This is a genomic window from Streptomyces beijiangensis (assembly GCF_017315755.1).
Taxonomy (GTDB): domain Bacteria; phylum Actinomycetota; class Actinomycetes; order Streptomycetales; family Streptomycetaceae; genus Streptomyces; species Streptomyces beijiangensis.
The window spans coordinates 1-212 of record NZ_JAFLRJ010000753.1 but is presented as its reverse complement, the minus strand read 5'-3'; the positions used below and the strand labels follow the sequence as shown (position 1 = coordinate 212).

Sequence of the window (212 nt, the reverse complement as noted above, 5' to 3'; positions counted from 1 at the left end):
GTGCTGTACGGCGGCCCGGCGGACAGCACCCAGGTCGCCCCTCCCGCTATGGAGGCCAGGTGGTAACGGTCACGGCCGTGAGTGATGGCGTCGAGAGCCTCGCCGACGGTGATGTCCCCGCGCACGGTACGGCTCTCGCCAATCGTGCGGTACGGGGAATCGTCGTCCCCCGCATGGACCCTGTCACGGTCGATGTGCAGCGTGATCGTGTG

1 protein-coding gene is annotated in these 212 nt (G+C 68.4%); it reads right to left on the bottom strand.

Annotated elements, in window-relative coordinates; translation table 11 throughout:
• The coding region (locus J0695_RS38865; protein ID WP_206969570.1) for a hypothetical protein at positions 1 to 212 on the bottom strand (212 nt) is incomplete at both ends.